Origin of the sequence: Mycobacterium sp. KBS0706, from assembly GCF_005938675.2 — a bacterium.
Taxonomy (GTDB): domain Bacteria; phylum Pseudomonadota; class Alphaproteobacteria; order DSM-16000; family Inquilinaceae; genus Inquilinus.
Genome location: NZ_VCCH02000012.1, coordinates 1 through 24,198, shown reverse-complemented (window position 1 = coordinate 24,198; position 24,198 = coordinate 1). Strand labels below are relative to the sequence as shown.

Annotated in this window: 26 protein-coding genes and 1 riboswitch; of the genes, 5 read left to right on the top strand and 21 right to left on the bottom strand. The window is 70.1% G+C overall.

The features are described 5' to 3' along the window. Positions 1 to 7: 7 nt before the first annotated feature. Positions 8 to 352 carry an MmcQ/YjbR family DNA-binding protein gene (locus FFK22_RS08685; RefSeq protein WP_138886065.1) on the top strand — a complete coding sequence of 115 codons (345 nt, stop codon included), beginning with the start codon at positions 8 to 10 and terminating at the stop codon, positions 350 to 352. Here FFK22_RS08685 and FFK22_RS08680 read toward each other — a convergent pair. The 12 genes from FFK22_RS08680 to FFK22_RS08625 form a co-directional block, all read right to left on the bottom strand. Next, positions 349 to 915: a cytochrome b gene (locus tag FFK22_RS08680; RefSeq protein WP_138886066.1), complete on the bottom strand. Its 567-nt coding sequence runs from the start codon at positions 913 to 915 to the stop codon at positions 349 to 351. The two genes, FFK22_RS08685 and FFK22_RS08680, sit on opposite strands and share 4 nt — an antisense overlap. A 110-nt stretch (positions 916 to 1,025) precedes the next feature. Further along, entirely contained in the window at positions 1,026 to 1,550 is a 525-nt protein-coding gene (locus FFK22_RS08675) for an alpha/beta hydrolase (protein ID WP_138886067.1), read from the bottom strand. A gap of 94 nt (positions 1,551 to 1,644) precedes the next feature. After that, positions 1,645 to 2,544, bottom strand: coding sequence for a haloalkane dehalogenase (locus FFK22_RS08670; protein WP_138886068.1), 900 nt, complete (start codon positions 2,542 to 2,544; stop codon positions 1,645 to 1,647). Then, entirely contained in the window at positions 2,541 to 3,134 is a 594-nt protein-coding gene (locus tag FFK22_RS08665) for a TetR/AcrR family transcriptional regulator (RefSeq protein ID WP_138886069.1), read from the bottom strand. Before FFK22_RS08665 ends, FFK22_RS08670 begins: the two co-directional genes overlap by 4 nt. Positions 3,135 to 3,231: 97 nt before the next feature. Beyond that, a complete protein-coding gene (locus FFK22_RS08660) occupies positions 3,232 to 3,648 on the bottom strand; it encodes an iron-sulfur cluster assembly scaffold protein (RefSeq protein ID WP_138886070.1) in 417 nt (138 codons plus the stop codon). Beyond that, entirely contained in the window at positions 3,645 to 5,285 is a 1,641-nt protein-coding gene (locus FFK22_RS08655) for an NTP transferase domain-containing protein (protein ID WP_138886071.1), read from the bottom strand. The genes FFK22_RS08660 and FFK22_RS08655 overlap by 4 nt, the downstream gene beginning before the upstream one ends. Next, complete coding sequence (locus tag FFK22_RS08650) at positions 5,282 to 5,992, bottom strand: XdhC family protein (RefSeq protein ID WP_138886072.1); 711 nt, start codon at positions 5,990 to 5,992, stop codon at positions 5,282 to 5,284. Before FFK22_RS08650 ends, FFK22_RS08655 begins: the two co-directional genes overlap by 4 nt. Next, complete coding sequence (locus tag FFK22_RS08645) at positions 5,989 to 6,309, bottom strand: XdhC family protein (RefSeq protein WP_138886073.1); 321 nt, start codon at positions 6,307 to 6,309, stop codon at positions 5,989 to 5,991. Before FFK22_RS08645 ends, FFK22_RS08650 begins: the two co-directional genes overlap by 4 nt. Continuing rightward, the gene (locus tag FFK22_RS08640) at positions 6,306 to 7,565 is read right to left on the bottom strand and encodes a VWA domain-containing protein (protein ID WP_221938483.1); all 1,260 of its coding nucleotides are present in this window, start codon (positions 7,563 to 7,565) and stop codon (positions 6,306 to 6,308) included. Before FFK22_RS08640 ends, FFK22_RS08645 begins: the two co-directional genes overlap by 4 nt. After that, positions 7,555 to 8,112 (bottom strand): GNAT family N-acetyltransferase, encoded by a 558-nt coding sequence (locus tag FFK22_RS08635; RefSeq protein ID WP_186002378.1) that lies wholly within the window; start codon positions 8,110 to 8,112, stop codon positions 7,555 to 7,557. Before FFK22_RS08635 ends, FFK22_RS08640 begins: the two co-directional genes overlap by 11 nt. Then, positions 8,112 to 8,651, bottom strand: a complete 540-nt coding sequence (locus FFK22_RS08630; protein ID WP_138886075.1) for a YcxB family protein — start codon at positions 8,649 to 8,651, stop codon at positions 8,112 to 8,114. Before FFK22_RS08630 ends, FFK22_RS08635 begins: the two co-directional genes overlap by 1 nt. Positions 8,652 to 8,673: 22 nt before the next feature. Next, positions 8,674 to 9,612, bottom strand: coding sequence for a MoxR family ATPase (locus tag FFK22_RS08625; protein WP_138886076.1), 939 nt, complete (start codon positions 9,610 to 9,612; stop codon positions 8,674 to 8,676). 157 nt (positions 9,613 to 9,769) lie between these two features. Here FFK22_RS08625 and FFK22_RS08620 point away from each other — a divergent pair, with 157 nt between their 5' ends. Both FFK22_RS08620 and FFK22_RS08615 read left to right on the top strand, forming a co-directional pair. After that, a complete protein-coding gene (locus FFK22_RS08620; protein ID WP_138886077.1) occupies positions 9,770 to 11,077 on the top strand; it encodes an aminotransferase class V-fold PLP-dependent enzyme in 1,308 nt (435 codons plus the stop codon). A 20-nt stretch (positions 11,078 to 11,097) separates the two neighbouring features. After that, complete coding sequence (locus FFK22_RS08615; RefSeq protein ID WP_138886078.1) at positions 11,098 to 11,835, top strand: SDR family NAD(P)-dependent oxidoreductase; 738 nt, start codon at positions 11,098 to 11,100, stop codon at positions 11,833 to 11,835. Between the two features lie 2 nt (positions 11,836 to 11,837). Here FFK22_RS08615 and FFK22_RS08610 read toward each other — a convergent pair whose 3' ends face one another. The 6 genes from FFK22_RS08610 to FFK22_RS08585 all read right to left on the bottom strand — a co-directional run bounded on the left by FFK22_RS08610 (position 11,838) and on the right by FFK22_RS08585 (position 18,100). Beyond that, positions 11,838 to 13,043, bottom strand: coding sequence for an adenylate/guanylate cyclase domain-containing protein (locus FFK22_RS08610; RefSeq protein ID WP_138886079.1), 1,206 nt, complete (start codon positions 13,041 to 13,043; stop codon positions 11,838 to 11,840). 111 nt (positions 13,044 to 13,154) lie between these two features. Further along, positions 13,155 to 13,400 (bottom strand): type II toxin-antitoxin system ParD family antitoxin, encoded by a 246-nt coding sequence (locus FFK22_RS08605; RefSeq protein WP_138886080.1) that lies wholly within the window; start codon positions 13,398 to 13,400, stop codon positions 13,155 to 13,157. A gap of 87 nt (positions 13,401 to 13,487) precedes the next feature. Beyond that, positions 13,488 to 14,285, bottom strand: coding sequence for a xanthine dehydrogenase family protein subunit M (locus FFK22_RS08600; RefSeq protein ID WP_138886081.1), 798 nt, complete (start codon positions 14,283 to 14,285; stop codon positions 13,488 to 13,490). Between the two features lie 13 nt (positions 14,286 to 14,298). Next, the gene (locus tag FFK22_RS08595; protein WP_138886082.1) at positions 14,299 to 16,659 is read right to left on the bottom strand and encodes a xanthine dehydrogenase family protein molybdopterin-binding subunit; all 2,361 of its coding nucleotides are present in this window, start codon (positions 16,657 to 16,659) and stop codon (positions 14,299 to 14,301) included. Positions 16,660 to 16,672: 13 nt separating this feature from the next. Beyond that, positions 16,673 to 17,164 carry a (2Fe-2S)-binding protein gene (locus FFK22_RS08590; RefSeq protein ID WP_138886083.1) on the bottom strand — a complete coding sequence of 164 codons (492 nt, stop codon included), beginning with the start codon at positions 17,162 to 17,164 and terminating at the stop codon, positions 16,673 to 16,675. 159 nt (positions 17,165 to 17,323) lie between these two features. Next, positions 17,324 to 18,100: a carbon monoxide dehydrogenase subunit G gene (locus tag FFK22_RS08585; protein ID WP_138886084.1), complete on the bottom strand. Its 777-nt coding sequence runs from the start codon at positions 18,098 to 18,100 to the stop codon at positions 17,324 to 17,326. A 247-nt stretch (positions 18,101 to 18,347) separates the two neighbouring features. Here FFK22_RS08585 and FFK22_RS08580 point away from each other — a divergent pair, with 247 nt between their 5' ends. Next, entirely contained in the window at positions 18,348 to 19,733 is a 1,386-nt protein-coding gene (locus FFK22_RS08580) for a sodium:proton antiporter (protein ID WP_221938482.1), read from the top strand. A 13-nt stretch (positions 19,734 to 19,746) separates the two neighbouring features. Next, complete coding sequence (locus FFK22_RS08575; RefSeq protein ID WP_138886086.1) at positions 19,747 to 20,421, top strand: class I SAM-dependent methyltransferase; 675 nt, start codon at positions 19,747 to 19,749, stop codon at positions 20,419 to 20,421. Here FFK22_RS08575 and thiQ read toward each other — a convergent pair. The 3 genes from thiQ to thiB form a co-directional block, all read right to left on the bottom strand. Then, complete coding sequence (gene thiQ / locus FFK22_RS08570) at positions 20,418 to 21,140, bottom strand: thiamine ABC transporter ATP-binding protein (RefSeq protein ID WP_221938481.1); 723 nt, start codon at positions 21,138 to 21,140, stop codon at positions 20,418 to 20,420. The two genes, FFK22_RS08575 and thiQ, sit on opposite strands and share 4 nt — an antisense overlap. Next, on the bottom strand, positions 21,121 to 22,704 hold the full coding sequence (gene thiP / locus FFK22_RS08565) for a thiamine/thiamine pyrophosphate ABC transporter permease (RefSeq protein ID WP_138886087.1): 1,584 nt from the start codon (positions 22,702 to 22,704) through the stop codon (positions 21,121 to 21,123). The genes thiQ and thiP overlap by 20 nt, the downstream gene beginning before the upstream one ends. Positions 22,705 to 22,882: 178 nt before the next feature. Continuing rightward, on the bottom strand, positions 22,883 to 23,884 hold the full coding sequence (thiB, locus tag FFK22_RS08560) for a thiamine ABC transporter substrate binding subunit (protein ID WP_138886088.1): 1,002 nt from the start codon (positions 23,882 to 23,884) through the stop codon (positions 22,883 to 22,885). Positions 23,885 to 23,937: 53 nt separating this feature from the next. Beyond that, positions 23,938 to 24,041, bottom strand: a riboswitch (TPP riboswitch). Positions 24,042 to 24,198 lie beyond the last annotated feature (157 nt).

Genomic DNA, 24,198 nt, shown 5'->3' with positions numbered 1-24,198 from the left:
GGCGGCGATGACCTTCGACGATGTCTGCGACATCACCCTGGCCTGGCCCGGCGTCGAACGGGGGACCTCCTACGGCACGCCGGCGGTGAAGGTGAAGGGCAAGCTGCTGACCCGGCTGCGCGAGGATGGCGAGACACTGGTGGTGCTGGGCGTCGGCTTCGACGAGCGCGAAATGCTGATCGAGGCCGAGCCCGAAATCTTCCACCTCACTTCGCACTACCGCGACTGGCCGATCGTGCTGATGCATCTGGCGAAGGCCGATCCACGTGCGGTCGAGGCCCTGCTGCTCCGGCGCTGGCGCGCGGTGGCGCCGAAGCGGCTGGTCAAGGCATTCGACGTGGCGAAGGGTTAGCCTGGCAGCATCCGGCGCAGCACGCCGTCGCGCAGGGCGTAGTGATGGACCAGCGCCGCGGCGGCGTGCAGGCCGGCCAGGACGATGATGGTCCAGGCGACGAGGTTGTGCAGCCCGCCGATCCGGTTCGCCAAGTCGGGATCAGGTGCGAAGGCCGGCGGCACCGCGAACAGGCCGAAGAAGTGGAACGGCTCGCCCTGGGCCCAACGGAACAGGAAGCCCAGCGTCACCTGCGCTGCGAGCAGCAGGTACAGCGCGTGATGCGCCACCTTGGCCGCCAGATGCAGCAGGCCGGTGTTCGGCGGCGGCAGGCGTCGCCCGGCGCTGCCGCGCCAGAGCAGGCGCGTGACCAGCACGACGGCCAGCAGGATGCCGAGCGAGATATGGAGCGATTGGCCGGCTTTGCGGACGTCGCGCGGGACGAAGCCCCAGCCCTCCGCCAGCAGGAAGAGCGTGACCACCAGCCCGGCGGTCAGCCAGTGCAGGGCGATGGTGGTCCGGTCGTAGCGGCTCGCCGTCTGGTCGGTCTGCGCCGCGGTTGCGGCGGCCGGCAGGATCGTCATCTGGTTGCTCGTGGCTGTGTCTGAGGTAGGCCCTGGGCCTCCGAGCCTGTTCGCCTATACAGCCAGCGGGGATGCGATCATTAAGTAAGACAATTCGACGCAGCGGCGCGTCACAGCCGCGCCATCAGCATGGCGAAGCGGGTCAGGCCCTCCGGCCAGGGGCCGTGGCCGCTGGCACTGTCGAGGCCGCCGGCGTCGCCGGCATCGACGAAATGGCTGCCCCAGGCCGCCGCGAGATCATCGGCCACGGCCAGGGCGCAGCGCGGATCGCTGGCGCTGGCGACCAGCAGGGACGGGAAGGGCAGCGGGTCGCGCGGCACCGCCTCGTAGCCGGGCGCGCCGGCCTGGTCTGCCGGCGCCACCAGCAGCGCTCCGGCGACGCGGCCATTCAGCCGCGCGGCGGCGAAGGCCACGGCCAGCACGCCCAGGCCATGGGCGATCAGCACCACCGGCTTGTCGCCGGCGTCGGCCGCGGCGACCAGGGCCTCGACCCGGCTGTCCCGGTCGGCAGGGTCATCGGCACTGCCGACCCAGCGCGCGGTCTTCAGCCGCGACTGCCAGCGCGACTGCCAATGGCCCTCGTCCGGCGAGGCCAGGCCGGGGACCATGAGGATATGGGCGTCGGAGGATTTCATGAGCCTGATCGGGTGCCGAGCGGAGATAGACCTAAGTGTGCCCACCGCTGCCCCGGGTCAAGCGCCGGCCTTGGCAAGGCCAGGGCGACCTGGTTCACGGCATCGGCGATGCGCGGCGGCCCTCCACCTCGGCGATGAAGGCGGCGACGGACCGGCCGATGGTTTCGGGGTGATCTTCCTGCAGATAGTGCAGGCCCGAGCCGAGCCTGACCAGCCTGCAGTCATGCAACCTGCCGGCAAGGTCCTCAGCCTGGGCCGGAGAAACGAGGGCGCCCGGGTCGGCGGCGAAGAGCAGCTTCGGATAGGTCGAGGAGGCGAGCGCCGCATGCGCCCTCTCGATCATCGCAGTGACGTCGGCGGGCTCTCCGGCGATCGGCAGCTCGTTCGGAAAGCGCCAGGTGGGCCGCCGCGACTGCGGCGTCGGGAAGGGGGTGCGGTAGACGGCCATCTCGCCGTCGGTAAGCTTGCGCTGGACCGAGCCGGGCAGCACCCGCTCGACGAAGGCGTTGCCTTCCAGGATCAGGCTCTCCCCTTCGCCGGGCGTCCGGAACCGGCGGAAGATCTCGCGGGCCGGAACGCCCCTCACGAACTCCTCCCAGCTCGGGATCGGCCGGATGAACTCCATGAAGGCCAGGCCGCGGACAAAGTCCGGGCGGCGGGCGGCGAGGTGGAAGGCGAGCGCCGTTCCCCAATCCTGCGCGACGATATAGGCCGAGCCGATCCCGGCCTTTGCGATGAAGGCGTCGAGGTACCGCACATGGTCCTCGAAACGATAGGCGATGTCGGGCTTGCCCGACTGGCCGAAGCCGATCAGGTCCGGGGCGATGCAATGCGCCACCCCGGCGACATGCGGGATGATGTTGCGCCAGATATAGGAGGAGGTCGGGTTGCCGTGCAGGAACAGCGCGACCGGGGCGCCGCCCCTGGCCGCCTCGCAATAGGCCATCTCCGACTCCAGCACCCGGAGCTTCGGCAATGTGATGTCCGGGATCATGGTGACGACTCCTTGAACACCGTGGCGAAAGCGATGCGCTTGAAGCGCTCGAGCGGTTCGGCGTCGCGCGTGACCTTCATGCGGAGGATCGCCCCCTCCCAGGAGGAGAGGAGGAACTCGGCAAGATCGTCGGGCGCGAATTCTGTCGCGATCTCGCCGACCGCCTGGCCCTCGGCGATGCAGGCAGCGAAGGATCCGCGCCACTCGGCGAAGATCTCGCCCAGCCGAGCGCGCAGCGGCTCACTTTGCGGCGCTGCCTCGAGGCTGAGATCGCCGATCAGGCAGCCGCGGATGAACCCGTCCCCTGCGAGGCGGTCGGTGACGGCGTCGAGATAGCGCCGGAGGCGCTGGTGCGGCGCGAGGCCGCCATCCCCGAGCGTCCTGGCGACGAGCCGCTTGACGTCATCGAAGTAGCGGTCGAGCACCTCCTGGGCGAATGCCTCCTTCGACTGGAAGTGGTTGGTGAAGGAGCCCTGCGGCGCCGGCGCCTCGGCTACGATGTCGCGCACGCTGGCGCCGACATAGCCCTTGCGGAACATGACCTTGAGGCCGGCGTCGAGTATCGAGTCGCGGAGGGAGGGTCTAGCCATGCATTTACAATACGTACGGACGTATTAAGTGTAAAGCACGGACGGACCACCGGCGGACGCAGGCTCGAAAATCAGGATGGGCGGCGGTGGCCGGCCGTCAGGCCCCGGCCTTGTCCAGCGCCGCGGTCAGCGCCCGGAACGGCAGCTCGACGCAGTCGTGCCGGCTGCGCACGGCGCGGACCGGGGTGAAGATCTCCAGCTCCGGCCAGGGCGGGGCGGCGCCTTCGCGCAGCATCGGCCTGATCGCGGCCGCCGCCTGGCGCAGCGCCGCCGGGGCCTGGCCGATCGCCTGCTCGGCGATCAGCGCTGCCGACGCCTCGCACAGCACGCAGCCGCGCACCAGATGGCCGAGCGTCGCCACCTTGCCGTCGGCGAGGGTCAGGTCGATGGTGACCCGGTCACCGCAGAGCGGGTTGTCGATCATCGCCGACCCGTCCGGCTCGGCCAGCCGGCCGGCGCCGGTTGCCTCCCGCGCCTTCTGCAGGATCGCCTGGTCGTACAGCGCATCGATCATCGTGCCGGGGCCTTGGTGAGGGTCGACAGCGTCTCGGGCGTGTCGACGTCGAACAGCACGGCGGTGTCGCCGGCCTCGATCTCGACCACCTCGTCGGCATGCTCGCCGATCAGGTGGCGGGCGCCGACATCGCCGGCGACCGCGGCCATGGCCGGGAAGAAGCGGCGGTCCCACAGCACCGGGTTGCCGCGCTTGCCCTGATGCGTCGGCACCACGATCGAACGGCCCTCCGTCGGCGCATAGGCGGCGACCAGCCGTTCGATCAGCTTCGGGCTGATCCGCGGCATGTCGCCGAGGCAGACCAGCGCGGCATCGGTCTCGTGCGGCAGCGCTGCCAGGCCGGCGGCCAGCGAGGTGCTGAGCCCCTCGGCATAGCGCGGGTTGCTGGCGAAGGTGACCGGCCGGTCGGCCAGCGCCGCCTCGACCTGCTCGCGCTCATGCCCGGTGACGACGACGACCGGGCCGATGCCCTTGGTGCCCAGCACGGCGTCGACCGCATGCGCCAGCATCGGCTTGCCCTCGACCGGGGCCAGCAGCTTGTTCAGCTCGCCCATGCGGCGCGACTGGCCGGCGGCCAGCACCACCACCCCGACATTCGGCGCATGCGGCATGCCGTTGCCGTCGGCGGCGCGGTCGCGGGGCAGGGGGCGGCTGGGGATCTCGGCCAAGAGGCCGCCGACGCCCATCGCCATGACGTCGAGGCGGGTGACGGTCAGCCCTGCGGCGATGCGCTGCAGCACCCAGTCGAAGCCGTTCAGCTTGGGCGACCGGGCACAGCCGGGCAGGCCCAGCACCGGCATGGCGCCGATGCGGCCCATCAGGATCAGGTTGCCGGGGTCGACCGGCATGCCGAAATGCTCGACGATGCCGCCCGAGGCCTCGATCGCCGCCGGCAGCGCGTCACGCCGGTCGGTGATGGCCGAGGCGCCGGCGATCAGCAGCAGGTCGAGGCCGAGATTCTGCACCATGCGGATCTCGCTGGTCAGCGCCGGCGCCTTGTGGTCCGACCGGCGCTCGCGCACCAGCGTGCCGCCCAGCCGCGCCAGCCGTTCCGCCGTCACCTGGGCGGTCTTGTCCAGCACGCTCGGCTTGGTGGTCGGCAGCTTGGTCTGGATCAGCCCGACCTTCAGCGGGCGGTAGCGCGCGAGGCGCAGCGCCGGCCCGCGCTCGGGCAGCACCGCCATGACCTCGACCAGCGACACCGCGTCGGTCGGCGCAGCGAAGGGGATGATCTTGATCGTCGCCACCATCTGCTTCGGCGCGACCTCGGCCCATTCCGGCAGGGTGGCGATGGTGATCGATTCGTCCAGCCGGTTCAGCCGGTCGATCCGCTCGCGGTCGATCACGACCACGCCGGCGGCCTCGGCATAGAGGTTGACCCGGCCGGTGAAGGCGGCGCTGGCGCTCAGCCCCGGCCCCTGCACGGCGGCCGCCACGCGCTCCGCCGCCTGGTCCTCATGGATGTCGCCGCGCTCCAGCCGCGCCGCCTGCACCTCCTCGACACCGGCGGCCTTGAGCGCCGCGATGTCGGCCTCGCTCAACCGCCGGCCCTTGCGGAACAGCGTGCCGGCGGCGGCGACGGTGTGGGCCAGGATGGCGCCGGCGGCCTCGGCGACAGGCAGGGAGCCGAAGATCACGCGGGGGCCTTTCCGAGCGGTTCGGCGCCGTGCAGCACCGCGGTCATCTGCGCCATCACCGAGATCGCGATCTCGGCCGGGGACACGGCGCCGAGGGCGAGGCCGGCCGGCCCGTGGATCCGGGCCAGCGCGCTGGCCCCGTGGCCGCGCGCGGTCAGCCGCTCGATCCGCCCGGCATGGGTCTTCCGGCTGCCGAGCGCGGCGATGTAGAAGGCCGGGGAGCGCAGCGCCACGTCGAGCGCCGGGTCGTCCAGCTTCGGGTCATGGGTCAGGGTGACGACGGCGGTACGGCTGTCCGGCTTCAGCGCCGTGAGGCCGTCATCCGGCCATTCGGTGCTGACCTTGACGCCCGGGAAGCGCTCATCCGAGGCGAAGGCCCGGCGCGGGTCGATCACGGTGACGTCGTAGCCGGCGAGTGCCGCGATCGGCGCCAGGGCCTGGGCGATGTGGACGGCGCCGATGATCGCCAGCCGCAGCGGCGGCACGAAGGCCTGGATGAACAGCTTGCCGTCCGCGGCCGTGCGGCTGCGGTTATGGCGAAGCGCCTCCGCGATGGCGCCCTGCAGTGCCGCGTCGACCGGCAAGTCGCCGGTCACGGCGCCCTCGACCACAAGGGACTGGGCGCCGCTGGCCAGGTCGGTGACCAGGGCGGCGGTCCGGTGCCCGGCCCGGGCCGCTTGCAGCGCGTCGAGGATCTCGCGCTTCACGACAACCGCTCGACGAAGACCTGGACCTTGCCGCCACAGGCCAGGCCGACATCCCAGGCCTGCTCGTCGGTGACACCGAAATCGAGCAGGCGCGGCTTGCCGTCTTCCATCACCTCCAGCGCCTCGCGCACCACAGCGCCCTCGATGCAGCCGCCGGAGACCGAGCCCTGCATCCGGCCGTCGCCGTCGATCACCAGCTGGCTGCCGGCCGGGCGGGGCGAGGAGCCCCAGGTCGAGACCACGGTGGCCAGCGCCACCGGACGCCCCTCGGCGGCCCAGGCCGAGGCCAGGGCCAGCACATCGTCATGATCGGTCATTGCACGCTCTCCTGCTGGGCGGCAGCCAAATGCCGCCACCTGGCCATGCGCCGATCGCCACGCATCGGGTCCTCGGCCAGCACATCCACCAGCGCGGCCAGGCTGGCCAGGCTGTGGACCGGTCGGAACTCGTCGACATGCGGCATCAGGGCACGCGCCCCCATAGATCTTGGCGCATAGCCGTCCCAACGCAACAGGGGGTTCAGCCAGATCAGCCGGCGGCTGCTGCGATGCAGCCGGTCGATCTCGTCCTCCAGCCGGTCGCCGGCGTCGCGGTCGAGCCCGTCGGTGATCAGGATCACCACCGCGCCCTGGCCCAGAACGCGGCGGCCCCAGACCCGGTTGAACTCGGCCAGGCAGGCGCCGATGCGGGTGCCGCCGCCCCAGTCCTGGGCGGCCCGGCCGACGCGGTCGAGCGCATCGTCGACGTCGCGGCGGCGCAGCTGACGCGTGATGTTGGTCAGCCGGGTGCCGAAGACGAAGCTGTGCACCCGGTCGCGCTCTGTGGTCACGGCATGCAGGAAATGCAGCAGCATGCGCGAATACTGGCTCATCGAGCCGGAGATGTCGCAAAGCACCACCAGCGGCGGCGGCCGTTTGCGGCGGATGCGACGGGCGAGGTCGATAGAATGGCCGCCGGCACGGAGGGACTGCCGCAGCGTCTGGCGCATGTCGACCAGCGGCGCCGAATGATGCGGGGCATAGCGCCGGGTCGGCACGTCGCGCACCGGCAGGCGGAAGCGCGCGATCGCTGCCCGGGCGCGGGCCAACTCCTCGGCGCTCATCTGCTCGAAATCCTTGTGCTGCAGCTTCTCGCGCTCGGAGAAGGTCAGGCTGGCATCGACCTCCAGCTCCGGCGGTTCCTCGGCGTCGTCGGGCGCCTCGCCGCGGCCGGGCTGGTTGCGGTCGGCGAAGGCCTCGGCGACGCGGCGGTTGACCGCGCGCTCCTCTTCCTTTCCGGTGCGGATCTGGGGCAGCATCAGCGTCATGGCGCGCTTCAGCATGTCCGGGTTGCGCCAGAACAGGTGGAAGGCCTGGTCGAAGATCTCGCGCTGGTCGCGCCGGTTCACCAGGGTGGCGTGCAGCGCCCAGTAGACGTCCTGCCGGCTGGCGATGCCGACCGTCTCCAGCGCCTCCAGCGCCGCCAGGGTGCGGCCAGGCCCGACCGGCAGGCCGGCGGCGCGCAGGGCGCGGCAGAACTGCATGACGTTGAGGGCGAGGCGGCCCTTCTCGGCCGGGGCGGGATCAGGCGGCACCGGTCCACTCCTCGGCCAGCAAGGCGTAGACGACGTCGTCGCACCATTTGCCCTTGGCCCAGACCGAACGTCGGAAATGCGCTTCGCGGCGAAATCCCAGCCGTTCGAACAGAGCGACGGAGCGGGTGTTGCGCGGGTCGATCGAGGCCTGCAGGCGGTGCTTGGCCTCCTCCGTGAACAGGCGGCGGATCAGGGCGTCCAGCGCCTCGGTGGCGAGGCCGCGCCCCTGGGCGGCGCCGGCGAAGGTGACGCCCAGCTCCTCCAGCCGCGGCTCACCGGCCAGGACATGGATGCCGATGTCGCCGAGCAGCCGGTCGTCCGCCCGGTCGGCCACGGCGACCTGGAACCACTGGCCCGGCAGGCCGTAGGGGGCGACGGCCATTCCGGCCACGAAGCCCTCTGCCTCCTCGCGGCTGCAGCCGTCCCAGCCCTGCCAGCGCGCGATCTCGGGATCGTCGCGATAGGCGCGGAACGCACCGGCATCCCGCGCCGCGAAGCGCCGCAGGACCAGGCGGTCGGTCCGGATCGGGGCGAAATCGTCGATCATCAGCCGAACCGGCGGAATTGCGGAACGCCGGCTTGAACCAGATTCGATCGGATCGAGTCGATGTCGGCAGACGACAGGACGCGTTTCGGAAGGATCTGGTGCAGGCGATCCGAGTGATAGAGCAGGAACAGCCGACGATCCTCGCACCATTTCACATAGTGGCTCCAAGGGGTCCGACTATGCCCGGTCTGCCCATCCCAACTCATCCCGTCGTCGGACCACTCGACCGCCAGCGTTTCCTGCAGCGACTTCTGCTGGCGATACATGCGCCGCGCATTCTGCGGCAGGGCCATGTAGTGGAGGATGGCGAGGACGGCAGGGACGCCGACCACCGCTGTGGCAACAATCCCCGAGATATCGGGTGTTCCGGACTCGGATAGAAGGGTGCTGACGATCAGGCCGGCGCCGATGACGACAACCACCAGAAAGAACAACGCCTTCCAGGTGGTGAGGGCTGTCCACACATGCAGTCTTGCCGCGGCGACCAGGTCATCCTCGTTGAATTGGAATGTCGTGCGCCTCGCCTCTACCGCGTCCATCAATCGATGTCCTCTGGGCCGCTCAGACCGGCATCGTCAGCGCGGCGGCGGCCGCGGCGTTGATCTCCGCCCGCATCTCGGACAGCAGGCGCGCCGCCTCGGCACCCTGGATGCGCTCGATGTCGTCCTGGTATTTCAGGATCGTGCCCAGTGTGTCGCGCACCACGTCGGGGTCGAGCTCCAGCACGTCCAGCTCGGTCAGGGCCTGAGCCCAGTCCAGCGTCTCGGCCACGCCCGGGTGCTTGAACAGGTCCATGCGGCGCAGCTTCTGCACGAAGGCGACGATCTGGGCGCTCAGCGCCTCCGGCGTGCCCGGCGCCTTGGCGTGCAGGATGGCGCGCTCGCGCTCGGCATTCGGGTAGTCGACCCAGTGGTAGAAGCAGCGGCGCTTCAGCGCGTCATGGATCTCGCGGGTGCGGTTCGAGGTGACGATCACGATCGGCGGCTCGGCCGCCTTGATGGTGCCGAGCTCCGGGATCGTCACCTGGAAGTCGGACAGCACCTCCAGCAGGAAGGCCTCGAACGGTTCGTCGGTGCGGTCCAGCTCGTCGATCAGCAGCACGGCCGGGCCGGCGACGTCCGGCTCCAGTGCCTGCAGCAGCGGCCGGCGGATCAGGAAGCGCTCGGCGAAGATGTCGCTGGCCAGCTGGTCGCGGTCCTGCACGCCGCCGGCCTCGGCCAGGCGGATCTCCAGCATCTGGCGCTGGTAATTCCACTCATAGACCGCGGCGGCGATGTCGAGCCCTTCGTAACATTGCAGCCGCACCAGGCGGCGGCCCAGCGTCGCCGCCAGCACCTTGGCGATCTCGGTCTTGCCGACCCCGGCCTCGCCCTCCAGGAACAGCGGCCGCTTCAAGCGCAGGGCCAGGAACAGTGCGGTCGCCAGCGGCCGGTCGGCGACATAGTCGCCGCGCGACAGCAGAGCGAGGGTCTCCTCGACGGAGGACGGCAGAGCGTTCATCGGACGAATCCCAGTTTTCCGGCAGGATACGGGCATGGACGGGCAGGGGCCAGTGCCACCGCTGCCGCGGGCCCTTCACCGAGCTGTCACTGCCCCGTCGTCAATCCGTCGCCATCGGCATGGTTCTTTCCGCGCGCTCGAAGAGGGGGAGAGACCGATGATCGACATTGCCTTCGCGATCCGCCGGCGGACGCTGGTCGGCGGCCTGGTCGCCGCGGCCGCGCTGGCCCGCGCCGGAACCGCGGGCGCCGCCGTGCTGCCGGCCGCGCCCGAAGGGGCCGACCTGGCCCGCAACACCGGCTATTGGGACGAGGTGCGCAAGCTCTACGCGGTGACCGGCGACATCACCAATCTGGAGAACGGCTACTGGGGCATCATGGCCGAGCCGGTGCGGCGCGAGTATCAGCGCCTGACCGACATGGTGAACCGCGACAACTCCTTCTACGCCCGCGCCAAATCCGGCCCGGACCTCGAGGCCGTGCGCCAGGCCGTGGCGGCCGCGGTCGGCGCGGCGCCGGAGGAGATCGCCCTGACCCGCGGCGCCACCGAGGCGCTGCAGCTGCTGATCGGCAACTACAACCGGCTGCAGCCGGGCGACACGGTGATCTATTCCGATCTCGACTATGATTCGATGCAGTATGCGATGAACGCGCTGAAGGCCCGGCGCGGCGTCGAGGTGGTGAAGTTCGCGCTGCCGGAGCCGGCGATGCGCCAGGCCGTGCTCGACGCCTATGCCCAGGTGCTGGCCGCGAACCCCAAGGCCCGTCTGCTGCTGTTGACCCATATCAGCCACCGCACCGGCCTGGTGATCCCGGTGGCCGAGGTCGCGGCGATGGCGAAGGCGCGCGGCGTGGACGTGATCGTCGATGCCGCCCATTCCTGGGGCCAGATGGATTTCCGGGTGACCGACCTGGGCGCCGATTTCGTCGGCTTCAACCTGCACAAATGGATCGGTGCGCCGCTGGGCGTCGGCTTCCTGTACATCCGCAAGGACCGGATAGTCGACATCGACCGCGATATGGGCGACGAGGACTGGCCGGAGGCCGATGTCCGCTCCCGCGTCCACACCGGCACGGTGAACTTCGCCGCCGTTCTGGCGGTGCCGCAGGCGATCGCACTGCACCAGGAGATCGGCGCCGCGCGCAAGCAGACGCGGCTGCGCTACATGCGCGATTATTGGGTGTCCCGGGTGAAGGGCTTCAAGGACCTGCAGATCCTGACCCCGGACGAGGCCGGCAGCTATGGCGCGATCACCTCGTTCCGGCTGGCGGGGCGGACCGACAAGGCGGCGAACGATGCGATCGTGGCGACGCTGCGCGACACCCATGGCGTGCTGACCGTGCGGCGCGCCGGCGTCGCGGCCGGCCAGTGCATCCGGGTGACGCCCAGCCTGTTTACCCAGGAGGCCGACCTGGACAAGCTGGTGCGGGCTCTGGCGGCGGTGACCGGGTCGACCGCTGGGTAACTTTGGGTGTTAGATACGGCATGACCGACTTGAAGAACCGGGTGGCCCTGGTCACCGGCGGCTCGCGTGGCATCGGCCGGGCGGTCGCCCTGGCGTTGGGCGAGGCGGGCGCGGCCGTGGCCGTGAACTATCGCGAGCGCGGCGGGGAGGCGGAGGCTGTCGCCGAAGCCATACGCGAAAGCGGCGGCCGCGCCGCCGCTTTCGGTGCCGACGTCTCGCTCCGCGCCGCCGTGGCCGGCATGGTCCACGATGTGGAAGAACGCCTCGGCCCGATCGACATCCTGGTCAACAATGCCGGCATGGCGGCGATACGCGGCCTCGACGACATCACGGAGGAAGACTTCGACCGTGCCATCGCGGTCAATCTGAAATCCGCTTTCCTCTGCACCCAGGCCGTTCTGCCGGGCATGCGGGCGCGGCGCTGGGGCCGGATCGTCGCCATCTCCTCGATCGGCGCCCGCATCGGCTCCGGCTCGGTCAGCATCGCCTATGCCGCCTCCAAGGCCGGGCTGGAGGGCCTGACGCGCGGCTATGCGCTGCGGCTCGCGCCCGAAGGCGTGACGGTCAACGCCGTGGCGCCGGGACTGGTCGACACGGAGATGGGTCAGCCGCTGATCGAGGCTGGTGTCGCCGCCCGCATTCCGGTCGGGCGCAGCGGCACGGCGGACGAGATCGCCCGGGCGGTCATGCTGCTCGTGGACAATGGCTACATCACCGGCCAGACGGTCGCGGTCAACGGCGGCTCGCTGTTCTCCTGAGGCTATGCGGCGTCCGGGATGGTCTCGCCACGCAGCTCGGGGGCCGGGGTGAACAGCTCCTGCGGCTGCGCCACACCCCGCAGCCGGCGGGTGCCGGCGGAGACCAGGCGCACCGGGCTCAGCTCGGCGAAGCGGGACGAGGTCAGGATGCGGCGGCCGACCAGCTTGGTCATCTGCTCGATCCGCGCCGCCCGATTCACCTCCGGCCCGACCACGGTGAAGTCCAGCCGGTCAGGCGCGCCGATATTGCCGAAGATCACCTCGCCGACATGGAGGGCGATGCCGGCATCGATCGCGTCCAGCCCCTCGGCGCGGCGGCGGTCGTTCATGGCGTCGAGGCCGGCGAAGGCATCCAGCGCGCCGATCAGGCCGCGGGCGCAGGCCTCCTCCGCGGCCTCGCCCTCGCCGAGGCGGAAGATGGCGAGGATGCCGTCGCCCATGAACTTCAGCACCTCTCCGCCGGCGCCATGCACCGCACCGACGACGATGGTGAAGTACTCGTTCATCAGCTGCAGCAGCGCGTCGCGCGGCGTCGCCTCGGCCCGGGCGGTGAAGCCGCGCATGTCGCAGAACAGGATCACCGCCTCCAGCGACCGGGCGCCGCCGCGCACCATCTCGCCGTCCAGGATCCGCCGGCTGGCCTCGCGCCCGACATAGGTCTCCAGCAATTGCCCCATCTTCTGCCGGTCGACCATGATCTCGCAGACGGCGCCGAGCGCGGGCAGCAATTTCTCGACACAGGCGATCTGCTCATCCGAGAACCCCTCCGGGGCGTCCGAGGCCAGGCCGAAGCCGGTGGTCCAACGGTCGGTGCCGAAGCGCATCGGCAGCAACGTATAGTCGGTGGCACCCTGGTCGCGCAGTTCCTGCAGGACGGGGAAGGCGAGATCGGCCTGCGGCCCGACCAGGCGCCGGCGCACCATTTGCCCGGTGCGGTGCATCTCTCCCATCGGACTGTGGTGGTAGGTCGGCGTCTCCGACAGCGCGCGCTCGAACCGGATCTCGCGCACCGCGTCCAGCGCCGGGCGCCACTCATAGGCGGCGGCGCTGACCTGCGGCTGGAACTGCGGCAGGTGGAAGGACAGCCGCCACAGCGGATAGCCGGCCCGGACCAGCCGCTCCGCCAGCGCCTGCAGCAGCGGGGCCGGCGAGGGCAGGGCCCGTGCCGGCCCGAGCAGCCAGCCGATGATCTCGTCGGGATCGAGCATGGTCCCAGGATGGAATGTCGGCGAGGTTTCGGGAAGGGGCGACGCGAGGATCTCAAATATCCGTTGCCTTCAGGATGGCGATCCAGTCCTGCCGGCCGCTGTCTGGGTGCCTTACCCCATGTTATGCTGTCGGCGCATCCGACGCTTGAAGGCTGCAGCGTCGAGGGGTTCGGGCTCCCCGCTTTCGACACCCTCCGTGATTGCGGTTTGCATTGCGGCGACCGCTTCCGTCCGCTCCTGATCCTTGCGGATCAGGTTCCGGATGTAATCGCTGACATTCCCATAGCGGCCGCTCTCGGCCTGTCTTTCAGACCATGCCTTCACGGCGTCCGGCAGGGACACATTCATTGTGGCCATGGCGCTCTCTCGCGGAGTCCCCGCCAGGATATGACAACGGCCTGCCCCCAGTCTCCCGGAGACAGGCCGTCCATCGGGAGCAGCAGGTCAGCCGGCGGCCTGGACCGCCCGCTTGGCCATCACCTTGACCAGATGGGCCCGGTATTCGGCCGAGCCGTGGATGTCGCCGTTCATGCCGCCGGGATCGACCGACAGCCCGTCCAGCGCCGCGGCGGAGAAGTTGCCGGACAGCGCCTGCTCGGCCTCGGCCCAGCGGAACGCCCCGTCCGAGCCGGCGCCGGTGACGGCGACGCGGATGCCGCCGGCGGTCTTCGCCACGAACACCCCGACCATGGCGTAGCGGCTGGCCGGGTTGTCGAACTTGATGTAGGCGGCCTTCTCCGGCTTCGGGAAGTGGATCGCGGTGATCAGCTCGTCCTCGTCCAGCACCGTGGTGAACAGGCCCTGGAAGTAGTCGTCCGCCGCGATCTCGCGCTTGGTGGTGCGCACGGTGGCGCCGAGCGCCAGCACCGCCGCGGGATAGTCGGCGCTGGGGTCGTTGTTGGCGACCGAGCCGCCGATGGTGCCGCGGTTGCGGACCTGGGCGTCGCCGATGTCGCCGGCCAGGGCGGCAAGGGCGGGGATCACCCGCTGCACCACATCGGAGGCCGCGACCGTCGCATGAGTGGTCATGGCGCCGATGGTCAGGCCGCCATTCTCCTCCTTGATCCCCTTCAGCTCGGCCGCGCCGCCGAGGTCGACGACGTCGGAGGGCGAGGCCAGGCGCTGCTTCAGCGTCGGGATCAGGGTCATGCCGCCGGCCAGGAACTTGCCGTCGGAGGCGGCGGTCAGCTTGGCCACCGCGTCGGCCGCGGAGGAGGCCTTGTGGTAGTTGAAGGCATACATCGTCGTTATCTCCTCACTCGGCCGCCAGGACGGGCGTGTGGATCGCCCGCCACACCCGCTCCGGCGTCGCCGGCATGTTCATGTCTCGGCCGATCGCATCGGTGATCGCGTTCATCAGCGCCGCCGGCGCCGCGATCGCCCCGGCCTCGCCGCAGCCCTTCACCCCGAGCGGGTTGGAGGGGTTGACGGTCTCGATCATGCCGATCTTGAAGCTCGGCAGGTCGTCGGCCCGCGGCATGCAGTAATCCATGAAGGATCCGGTCAGGAGCTGCCCGCTCTCCGGATCATAGGTGCAGTTCTCCAGCATCGCCTGGCCCAGGCCTTGGGCCACGCCGCCATGCACCTGGCCCTCGACGATCATCGGGTTGATCACCCGGCCGAAATCGTCCACCGCCGTGTAGTTGGCGACGGTGACGACGCCGGTGTCGGGATCGATCTCGACCTCGCAGATCTGGGTGCCGGCCGGGAAGGTGAAGTTGATCGGGTCGTAGAAGGCGCTTTCTTCCAGCCCTGGCTCGACCCCCGCGGGATAGTTGTGCGGGACATAGGCGGCGAAGGCGACTTCCTGGATCGTCTTGGCCCGGTCGGTGCCGGCGACGGTGAACTTGCCATCCTTGAACTCGATATCGGCCTCGGCCGCCTCGAGCTGGTGGGCTGCGATCTTCTTGCCCTTGGCGATGATCTTCTCCGCCGCCTTGACGATGGCGGAGCCGCCGACGGCCAGCGAGCGCGAGCCATAGGTGCCCATGCCGAAGGGCGTCTTGTCGGTGTCGCCGTGCACGACCTCGACCTGGTCGGCCGGCACGCCGAGATAGCTCGACATCAGCTGGGCGAAGGTCGTCTCGTGACCCTGGCCGTGGCTGTGGCTGCCGGTGTGGACGGTGACGTTGCCGGTCGGGTTGAACCGGATCTTCGCCGATTCCCACAAGCCCACGCCGGCGCCCAGAGACCCTACCGCGGCCGAGGGCGCGATGCCGCAGGCCTCGATGTAGCTGGAGAAGCCGATGCCGCGCAGCTTGCCGCGGCCCTGGCTGTCGGCCTTGCGGGCCTGGAAGCCGCTGTAATCCGCCAGCTTCAGCGCCTCATCCAGCGCCTTTGGATAGTCGCCGCAATCATAGGTCATGATCACCGGCGTCTGGTACGGGTACTGGGTCGGCTGGACGAAGTTGCGGCGGCGCAGTTCCGCCGGGTCCAGCTTCAGCTCGCGCGCCGCCAGCTCGACGATGTGCTCGATGACGTAGGTCGCCTCCGGCCGCCCGGCGCCGCGATAGGCGTCGACGGGCGCGGTGTTGGTGTAGACCCCGTCGACCTCGCAGTAGATCGCCGGGATGGCGTACTGCCCCGACAGCAGCGGCGCGTAGAGGAAGGTCGGCACGCAGCTGGCGAAGGTCGAGAGATAGGCGCCGAGATTGGCGGTGGTGTGCACGCGCAGCGCCAGGAACTTGCCGTCCTGGTCCATCGCCAGCTCGGCATGGGTGACGTGGTCGCGGCCATGCGCGTCGGCCAGGAAGCTCTCGCTGCGCTCACCGGTCCACTTCACCGGCCGGCGGACCTTCTTCGCCGCCCAGACGCAGACCGTCTCCTCGGCATAGATGAAGATCTTCGAGCCGAAGCCGCCGCCGACATCGGGCGCGATGACCCGCAGCTTGTGCTCCGGCGCGATGCCGATGAAGGCCGACAGCACCAGCCGCGCCACATGCGGGTTCTGGCTGGTGGTGTAGAGGGTGAAGCTGTCCGAGCCGCGATCGTATTCGCCGATCGCCGCCCGCGGCTCCATCGCGTTCGGGATCAGCCGGTTGTTCTGCAGGTCCAGCTTGGTGACATGGGCGGCGCGGGCGAAGGCGGCCTCGACATCGGCCGTGTTGCCCAGCTCCCACTCGTACACGGTGTTGGCCGGGATGTCGTCATGGACCAGAGAGGACGCGCTGCGGGCCGTGTCGGTGGCGACGACCGCCGGCAGCTCCTCATAGTCGACATTGATCTTCTCGGCCGCGTCCTTGGCCTGGTCCTTGGTCTCGGCGATCACCACCGCGACATGGTCGCCGACATAGCGGACCTTGCCCTGGGCCAGGGCCGGGTGCGGCCCGGCCTTCATCGGGTCGCCGTTCTTCGACTTGACCAGCCAGCCGCAGATCAGCCCGCCGACCTTGTCCTTCGCCAGGTCGTCGCCGGTGAACACGGCGATGACGCCGGGCGCCGCCGCGGCCGCGCTGGTGTCGATGCCGCGGATCCGGGCATGCGCCACCGGCGAGCGCAGGAAATAGGCATAGGCCTGGCCGGGGCGATCGATGTCGTCGGTGTAGTGACCGTTGCCGGTCAGGAAACGATAATCCTCCTTGCGGCGCAGCGGGGCGCCGATGCCGTCTTGTGCCATGACCGCGCCCCCCTCATTCGGCCGCGACGCGCTGGCCGCCGGACTTGGCGGCGCAGTCGAGGACGGCCTTGACGATGTTGTGGTAGCCGGTGCAGCGGCAGATGTTGCCTTCCAGCCAGTCACGGACCTCGTGCTCGGTCGGGTTCGGATTATTCTGCAGCAGGTCGACCGCGCTCATCACCATGCCGGGCGTGCAGAAGCCGCATTGCAGGGCGTGATTCTCGCGGAAGGCTTCCTGCATCGGGTGCAGCGTGCCGTCGGCCGCGGCCAAGCCCTCGATCGTGGTCACCGTGCTGCCCTCGGCCTGGACGGCCAGCAGGGTGCAGGACTTGACCGACCGGCCGTCGACATGGACGACGCAGGCGCCGCACTGGCTGGTGTCGCAGCCGACATGCGTCCCGGTCAGCTGCAGGTGTTCGCGCAGAAGCTGTACGAGCAGTGTGCGCGGTTCGACCTGCCGCGTCACCGACCTCCCGTTCACCGTCAGGGTCACGGTGGTGGTCATGGAATCCTCCCAAGCTGGCGTCGGGCCGCCGGGCACCGGCTGCGGCTGTTGCACACCGCTTGCAGTGCCCGATCAGGCCACCCGGAAGGAAGGCTAGGTTTGGTCTGACGATCGGTCAAGCGGGCCGAGAGTACGGTCCCGCCTGCGTTACAAACGCAGTCACAAATAGAGGTACAGGAGCACCAGCACGATCACGACCAGGGCCGTGATCCAGACCGCCGGGCTCAGGCCTCCGCGGCGCTCCTCGGTCACGGGTGGCGGGGCGGGGCGAGGCGATGGCGCGACCGCCGGCGCGGGCTTCGGCGCCGGCTCGGCTGCGGGCACCGGCTGGGGGGCGGGAATCGGCTCGGCGGTGGCGAAGCTCGGGGCCTCGGCCGGGCTCGGCGGCGTCACCACCGTCTCGGCCGGGACCGGAGTCGGCACCGGGATCTCGGCCGCGGCCGGTGCCACGGGCTCGGCTGCCGGAGTCGGGGCCGGCACGGGGGCGGCGGCAGCGCGCTGCTCCATCTCGGCGGCAAAGCGGGTGAAGAAGTCGTCGGCCATCTTCTTGGCGGTGCCGTCGATCAGCCGGGCGCCGAGCTGCGCCAGCTTGCCGCCGATATTGGCCTTCACCGCGTATTGCAGCAGGGTGCCGTCGCCGTCCTCGACCAGCTTGACGTCGGCGCCGCCTTTGGCGAATCCGGCCGCACCGCCCTTGCCCTCGCCGGAGATGGTGTAGCTCTCGGGCGGGTTCAGGTTGGACAGGGTGACCTGGCCGCCGAAGCTGGCCTTGACCGGACCGACCTTGGCGGTGACGGTCGCCGTCATCTCGGTCGGTGAGGTCTTCTCCAGGGTGTCGCAGCCGGGAATCGACCGGCGCAGCACCTCGGGGTCGTTCAGCCCCTCCCAGACCACCGACCGCGGCGCCGCGATCCGATGCTCGCCCGTCATCTCCATGGCACGGTCCCTCCGTCCTGCGCCGGCAGGCGCGATTCATTGGAAGCTAGTGTGCGCCGCGGGATGCGACAACCCTACCTTGGGTCGGGCAAGTGCAATGGGCGTGAGGGCTGCCCGGAAAAGGTTGGCCGGCTTCGCTTCGATCGCCATACTCCGGCCGCCCGAAATCGCAGATCCTGAAAGGATGCTCATGCCGGTCATTCGACATGCCCGCCGCCTCGGACCTGCGGTCGGAACCACGCTCGTCATGTCGATCGTACCGGCCCGGGCCGCCACCGAGGGGGCGCCACATCTCGACGGATCCCAGCTCGGTCTGGCCTGGATCATCCCCTTCATCGGCATCCTGCTGTCGATCGCGCTGTTCCCGCTGGTCCGGCCGCAGTTCTGGCATCATCACTTCGGCAAGGTCGCCGCCTTCTGGGGCCTGGCGTTCCTGGTGCCGTTCGCCGCGATCCACGGCGCCGACCTCGCTTTGTACGAGGTGCTGACCGTGGCGCTGACCGAGTACCTGCCCTTCATCATCCTGCTGGCGGCCCTGTTCGTCGTCGCCGGCGGGGTGCGGCTGAAGGGCACGCTGGTCGGCACGCCGGCGGTCAATCTCGGCATCCTGTTCGTCGGCACCGCCATCGCCAGCTGGATGGGCACCACCGGCGCCTGCATGCTGCTGATCCGGCCGCTGCTGCGCGCCAATGAGAACCGGCGCTACCGCGTGCACACCGTGGTGTTCTTCATCTTCCTGGTCGGCAATATCGGCGGCGCGCTGACGCCGCTGGGCGACCCGCCGCTGTTCCTCGGCTTCCTGCAGGGCGTGTCGTTCTTCTGGCCGACGCAGCACCTGTTGCTGCCGATGCTGGTGTGCTCGGCGATCCTGCTGGCGCTGTACCTGGTCATCGATATCGTGCTGTTCCGGCGCGAGCACGGGCTGCGCGAGGTGCCGCCGGAGCCGCGCATGCCGTTCGGGCTGGAGGGCGGGATCAACCTGCTGCTGCTCGTCGGCGTCATCGGTGCCGTCCTGCTCAGCGGGGTGTGGAAGCCGGGCGTCGAGCTGACCGTCTATCACGTGCCGGTGGCGCTGGAGAACCTGGTCCGCGACCTGGCCCTGGTGGCGATCATCGGCCTGTCCTGGGTGCTGACGTCGCAGGACAGCCGGCGGCTCAACGACTTCAACTGGTTCCCGATCATCGAGGTCGGCAAGCTGTTCGCGGCGATCTTCGTCACCATCGTGCCGGCCATCGCCATCCTGCGCGCCGGCCGCGACGGGGCGCTGGCCCCGCTGGTCGATCTCGTCGGCGGCACCGGCGCGCCGAACAACCTGGCCTATTTCTGGCTGACCGGGGCGCTGTCCAGCTTCCTCGACAACGCGCCGACCTATCTCGTCTTCTTCAACATGGCCGGGGCCGACGCGCAGCACCTGATGGGGCCGCTGGCCACGACGCTGGGCGCCATCTCCGCCGGCGCCGTGTTCATGGGCGCCAACACTTATATCGGCAACGCGCCGAACTTCATGGTGCGGTCGATCGCACAGGAGCGCGGCGTCGCCATGCCCAGCTTCTTCGGCTACATGGCCTGGTCCTGCGGCATCCTGCTGCCGCTGTTCGTCGTGGTGTCGCTGCTGTTCTACGCCGGCGGCTGACGGAGGGCGGCCGGTGCCTGCCTATGACTATGAGACCAAATACCGGCGCCTGCGCGATGCGGGCCACGCCGGGTGGGCTGGCGACCAGTATGATCGCGCGATGGCCGGGGTGAAGGAAGCGCTCGATCAGCTGGAGCGCGATGGCGCCCTGCCGAAGCCTCCGGCCCGGATGCTCGAGCTCGGCTGCGGCAACGGCCTGTCGTCGTTTCTGCTGGCCGGGAAGGGCTATGAGGTCCACGGCATCGACATCTCCGGCACCGCCGTGACCTGGGCGCGAGAGCGCTTCGCGGCAGCCGGGCTGCGCGGGACGTTCCATCAGGGCACCGTCTGCCGGATGTTCGGCTTCGCCGACGACAGCTTCGACATCGTGTTCGACGGCAGCTGCCTGCATTGCCTGATCGGTGGCGATCGGGAGGCCTGCCTTGCCGAGGTTCGCCGCATCCTCCAGCCTGGCGGCGTGTTTGTGGTCAGCAGCATGTGCGGCGAGCCAAGCTCCGCCGACGACCGGGCCAGTTTCGACCCGCAGAACCACTGTCTGATGCGGGACGGCTATCCCTACCGCACCTTGAAGCCCCTGGCGGCGTTGCAAGCGGAGCTGGCCGGAGCGGGCTTCGCCGCCCGGGATTGCCGTGTCGCGGTCAACCCGTGGTGGGATCACGCCACGCTGGTCTGCGACCGGGCAGGCTAGGAACTCGGCCCGACATAGCCGAGATAGTCGGCGATCTCCGGCAGGGGCGGGCGGGTCAGCAGCTCGGTGGCCGGGCCGGTGGCGGCGACGCGGCCATCCGCGATGAAGGCGGCCTGCGCGTCGATGCCGGGCAGGGCGTCGAGCTGGTGGCTGACCATCAGCACGGTCAGGCCGCGCTCCCGCCGCAGCCGGTCGACCAGCCCGACCATCTCGCGCCGCTGCGCCGGGCCGAGCGCGGCGAAAGGCTCGTCCAGCAGCAGGATCGGGCGTTCGCGCACCAGGCTGCGGGCCAAAGCGACGCGCTGGCGCTCGCCCCCGGACAGCTCCGCCGGCCGGCGTGCCTCTAGCCCGTCCAGGCCGACATGGGCCAGCGCCTCTTGCACTCGCGCCGCCTCGGACGGGCTCAGCCGCCCGGGATGCAGGCCCAGTGCCACGTTCTTCGCCGCAGTGAGATGCGGGAACAGGTTGTGGTCCTGGAACAGGGTGGTGACAGGCCGCGCGGCCGGCGACAGGCCCAGCGCGTCGCGGCCGAGCAGGCGCAAAGTGCCGGACAGCGGCACCTCGAAGCCGGCGATCAGGTTCAAGAGCGTGCTCTTGCCGGCGCCGCTGGGCCCGAACAGCACGACGAAGGCGCCGGCCTCGACCGCCAGGTCGAAGCGCATCTCCATCGCCTCGTAGCGATAGGCCAGGGCCTCGATCTCAATCGCGCGTGTGGCCACCGAAGATCCTCTCGATCAGGCCGAACAGGGCCAGCCCCATCAGCACCAGCAGCAGCACGACGGTCGACGCCTCCTGCAGCCGGTAGGCGCCGAGCAGCTGCGCCACCAGCACCGGCAGGGTCTGGTTGCCGTCGCCGCCGAACAGCGCGGCGGCGCCGAGATCGCCGAAGGCCAGCCCCGCCGCGATCGCCAGGGCGAAGCCGGCCGGGCGGCGCAGCAGCGGCCATTCCACCAGCCGCAGCCGGGCCCAGCCGGACAGGCCCAGGCTGTCGGCCAGCCGGCCGTGGCGGTGCTGCGCCAGCTCGGCGGCCCCGACCAGCAGGCGCAGCACGAAGGGCAGGGCCATCAGCGCGTTGACCATGGCGACGATCGGCAGCGCCCAGCGCCGCAGGTCGGCGGTGCCGAGCAGCGTGACGAACAGGCCGGCGCCGAGCGCCAGCGGCGGCACCACCAGCACCACCGTGCCGCTCAGCTCGAACAGCCGCGCCAGCCGCCTCCTCCGGCGGCCGATGCGCAGCGCGGCGATGCTGTGCGCCAGGGCCCAGCCCAGCACCAGGGCGAGCGTCGCGGCGCCGAGGGCCACGGCCAGGCTGCGCCCGGCGGCGTGCCACAAAGCGGCGCTGAGCAGAATCGGCTTGCCGATGCCGCCCAGGCCTTCGACCAGGATCGCGACCAGCGGCAGCAGCACGAAGCCCCCGGCCAGGACCAGCACCACCGTGTCGATCGTGCGGGCAGCCGTGGTCTGGCCATCGCCGCGCAGCACCGGGCGGCCGAGGCCACCCTCATCGGCGACACGGCCGGTCAGCCGCATCGCCGCCAGCACCAGCAGGGCGCAGAGGGCGACCTGCAGCAGCGACAGGGCGACGGCGCGGCCGGGATCGAAATCGAAGCGCAGCGCCTGGTAGATCGCGATCTCGATGGTGGCCGAGGCCGGACCGCCGCCGAGCGTCAGCACCACGGCGAAGCTGGTGAAGCAGAGCAGGAATACGAGGGCGGCCAGGCCCGGCAGCTGGTGCCGCAGCATCGGCCATTCGACCAGCCGGAACAGGTCGGCGCCGCGCAGCCCCAGCATCGAGGCCAGGCGCCAGCTCTCGGCTGGGATCGTGCCCCAGGCCGCGAGCAGCACGCGCACGGCGAAGGGCATGTTGAAGAACACATGCGCCAGCAGGATGCCGGTCAGCCCGTAGATGTTGGGCCGGATCGTCAACCCCAGCGCCGCGAACAGGTCGGCGAGCAGGCCGGAGCGGCCGAACACGGTGAGAATCCCGAAGGCGCCGGCCACCGCCGGGACGATCATCGGCAGGCCGAACAGGCGCAGCAGCAGGGTGCGGCCGGGGAAGCGGCGGCGCGACAGGGCGCGGGCCACCGGGATGGCGATGGCGACGCTGATCAGCGCCGACAGCCCGGCCTGCAGCGCGGTGAAGCGCAGCACCGACCACAGATAGGGATCGGCCCAGACGGACAGCAGGTCCAGCTCCGACGCGGCGCGGAGGAGGCCGGTCGCCGCGGTGCCGATCAGCGCCAGGATGGCGAGCAGCGCCAGCAGGCCGGGGAGGGAGCTCATCCGGATAGGGGGACGGACATGTCCGGCTTCCCCCTCACCCGAAATCGCGATGCGATTTCGACCTCTCCCCAAGGAGAGGTGAGACCGCGCCGCGCTTCCCCTCTCCTCGGGGAGAGGGAGGGGCCCGGCCCGCTTAGGCCGGGAGGGTGAGGGGGATGCTCGGCCCAAAGGCTCTGTCTTACTTGCTGGTCGCCTGCAGCCATTCGGCGATCCAGGCGGCGCGGTTGGCGGCGACCTCCTCCGGCGGGTACAGCAGCGCCTTGGCCGGGGCCGGCAGGGCCTTGTAGGCGTCGGGCAGCCCGGCCTTCGGCGTCACCGCCGGATACATCCACTGGGTCGTCGGCAGCAGGTCCTGGAAGGCCGGGGTCAGCATGAAGGCGAGGAACTTGTCGGCCAGCTCGGGGTGCTGGGACGACGCCAGCTTGGCCGCGACCTCGACCTGCAGGTAGTTGCCCTCGCTGAACACCGCGGCGCCGACATTGCTGTCGTTCTCAGCGATCACGTGATAGGGCGGCGAGGTGATGTAGCTGAAGGTCATCGGCACCTCGCCCTTGCGGAACAGGCCGTAGCTCTCGCTCCAGCCCGGGGTGACGGTGAGGATCCGTGGCTTCAGCCTGGCCCAGGCCTCCGGCGCCTTGTCTCCGTAGACCTGCTTGACCCAGAGCAGCAGGCCGAGGCCCGGCGTGCTGGTGCGCGGATCCTGGATGGTCAGCTCCAGGTCGCTGTTCTCCACCAGGTCGTGCAGGCTCTTGGGCGGGTTCGGCACCTTGGTCTTGTCATAGACGAAGGCGAAATAGCTCCAGTCGAAGGGCACGAAGACCGGGTCGGTCCAGGCGACCGGCAGCGACAGGCCGTCCAGCTTCTGGCCGTGCGGCGCGAACAGGCCGGTCGCGGTCGCCTCGGCGGTCAGATTGGTGTCGAGGCCGAGCACGATGTCCGCCTGGCTCGACTTGCCTTCCAGCTTCAGCCGCGACAGCAGGGCGACGCCGTCCTCGACCGAGGTAAACTCGATCGTGCAGCCGCACTCAGCCTCGAAGGCCTTCTTCACCTGCGGGCCGGGGGCCCAGTCGGCAGTGAAGGATTCATAGGTGTAGACCCTCAGCACAGGGGTCTCGGCCGCGGCCGGCCCGGCGACGGCGGAGGTCAGGGCCGTCAGCAGGACGGCGGCAATCAGGCGCATCACATATCCTCCGCAGGGTCGAAGCGGGACGGGAGAGGGACGTGCCGATGCCTGAGGCGTCGTCTCGCGCTCCCTCCGCCGGCATGACCCGGATCAGGTTCGTCGGGTTGACGCTGACGCGCCTCTCAGCCCCGTTCGGGCACCCCGGCAAGACGCGCGCATCATCGGGTCGCGCCTAGCTTGTGTCAACGAGGTGACAGGCCACCTTGCGACAAGGCTCCTGATGACATCGACCTTTCGGCGCGGTAAAATTACAAAATTAACGTTCATTGGAGGTAAAAATGGCCGGACCGCTCGCGATTGGTGAGGACGCG